Source organism: Streptomyces sp. NPDC059853, from assembly GCF_042731495.1.
Classification (GTDB): domain Bacteria; phylum Actinomycetota; class Actinomycetes; order Streptomycetales; family Streptomycetaceae; genus Streptomyces.
Map to the genome: position 1 here is coordinate 1 of NZ_JBHWJL010000502.1, position 2,192 is coordinate 2,192.

The 2,192-nt window shown below is 74.0% G+C and carries 1 protein-coding gene and 1 pseudogene; one reads left to right on the forward strand and one right to left on the reverse strand.

The annotated features are described in order from the left end of the window. Positions 1-506: pseudogene (locus ACFV5N_RS27295) on the forward strand (GntR family transcriptional regulator); the annotation flags it as partial. Between the two features lie 43 nt (positions 507-549). Here the strand turns inward: ACFV5N_RS27295 and ACFV5N_RS27300 are convergent. Next, entirely contained in the window at positions 550-1,977 is a 1,428-nt protein-coding gene (locus tag ACFV5N_RS27300) for a GntP family permease (protein ID WP_385605060.1), read from the reverse strand. Positions 1,978-2,192: the final 215 nt, after the last annotated feature.

The window sequence follows — 2,192 nt, forward strand, 5'->3', positions numbered from 1 at the left end:
CCCTCACCGGCGTCACCCGGCACTGGGCGTTCCTCCGCTCCGCCGCCAAGGGATACGGCCCCGACCTGCGGGTCGCCGTCCTCACCGGTGACCCGCTCACCATCGACCGGGTGGCCGGACGGCACCGGCTCGGCCCCGGCTGGGTCAGCCACCTGCTCCAGGAGACCGTCGCCGCGCTCTGGGAGAGCGGGGCGGTGGACCCGGCGGCCGTCGCCGCCTCCTACGGCAGCCGCCGCGAGGCCCTGCGCACCGCCCTCACCGAGCGCGGCCTGCCTGCCAGAGGCCGCAGCGGCATGAACGTGTGGGTGCCCGCCCCCGACGAGACCGGGGCCGTCGCCCGGCTGCTCACCGCCGGCTGGGCGGTGAGCCCGGGCGCCCGGTTCCGGCTGGCCTCCCCGCCCGGCATCCGGCTCACCGTCTCCCGGCTGGCCCCGCCCGACATCCTCCCGCTGGCCGACGCCGTGGCCGCCGCCCTCACCCCCGGCGCCGTCCGCCGCTACGACTAGGCCGTCCGACCACCGGGGGCGGGACGTACCCGGAAGGCGCCTCCTACAGGACCACCAGCCCGAGCAGCACCACGGCCCCCAGTGCGGTGACCCCCTGGACGAGGGTGGCCGCGGTCTGGGCGCGGTAGGCGGTCTTCACGTCCATGCCGGAGAACTGGGTGACGACCCAGAAGTACGAGTCGTTGACATGGCTGACCACCATCGCCCCGGCGCCGATGGCCAGCACCGCCATCACCTGGCCCATCGGGATGGCGCCGAGTGTGCCGTCCAGTCCCAGGGCCGGCAGGAGCGGCTGGGCGAGCGTGGAGGTGATGATCAGCGCGGCGGTGCTGCTGCCCTGCGCGGTCTTGAGCAGCGCGGCGATCGCGAAGAGGACCAGCAGCGCGGGCACGCCGCTCACCGCCGATCCGTCCCCGATGAGATCGGCGATGTAGTCGGCGATCGGGGTGCCCTTGATGACCGCCCCGAAGGCGCCGCCCGCACCCGTGATGACCAGGATCGGCGCCGCGTCGACCAGACCCTCGGCGACCCAGGTGGTCAGCGCCTTGGCGTCGCGCCTCGGCGGCAGCAGGGCCAGCGCCAGGAGGACGCCGATGAGCAGCGCGTTCACCGGGTTGCCGATGTCGGTGAGGAACGCGCCGAGCGTGCCGTCCACGAGCGTGCCGTCCCCGGAGGGGAACGCGGCGACCGAGCCGGTCGCCATCAGGACGATCGGCGCCAGGATCGGGGCCAGCGCCCGGCCCGTCGAGGGGAGCCGCTCGAACTGCTCCTTGTACTCCTCGAAGGTCTGGCGCGCGTCCGGGAGATGGCTCTCCAGGTCCGTGGTGCGGCGCAGCGCCCAGGCGAGTCCGGCGACGGCGGCGACCAGGGAGACCGGGATGCCGAAGAGGATGACCCAGACCAGCCCGTCGGAGGCGATGCCGACGTTGCCGGCGGCGGCGATCGGGCCCGGGGTCGGGGGGACGAAGGTGTGGGAGGCGTACAGGCCGGTGGCCAGCGCGGTCCCGAGCACGACGGGGTTCTTGCCCGTCCGGCGGGCTATGGAGCGCTGGAGGGGGGAGAGCACCACGTACCCGGAGTCGCAGAAGACGGGGACCGAGACCACCCAGCCCATGAGCGACATGGCCAGGGCGGGGTGGCGCTTGCCGATGACCCTGAGGACCCCCTCGGCGAGGGTGACGGCAGCGCCGGTCCGTTCCAGGACCTTGCCGATGATCGTCCCGAAGAGGATGACCAGGCCGATGCTCATCAGGATCGAGCCGAACCCCTCGGCCACGGTCCCGGCCAGGTCGTCGACGAACGGGTCCCGCGCACCGGTCGCCGCGCCGATGCCCATCGCGAGGAACCCGAAGGCGTAGGTGGCCAGGACGATGGCGAGGAAGGGGTGCAGACGGAACCGCCCGCACAGGACGATGATCAACCCGATGCTCACGGCCAGGGCGGTGAGCAGGGCGGGGCCTGCTGTGCTCATGGAACTCCTCGCGGGGGCGCGGCACTTCGGCTGCGGCGGCCCGCCGGGGGTGACGGGCCGTGCTGCGGAGGCCAACGGTACTGAGGAGGTGCCTGTTACGGGAGGGGTACGACGGGACCGGTCCCCGCCGCCGCCCGGATCGCGGCCGACGCCGGTGCCGCCGTCGTGTGCGACCCCAACTTCCGGGCCCGGCTGACCAGCGCGCAGTGCGGGGC

Excerpts from the sequence above, each read along its gene's own strand:
- ACFV5N_RS27300 (WP_385605060.1), bottom strand. The coding sequence starts at position 1,977 with ATGAGCACAGCAGGCCCCGCCCTGCTCACCGCCCTGGCCGTGAGCATC.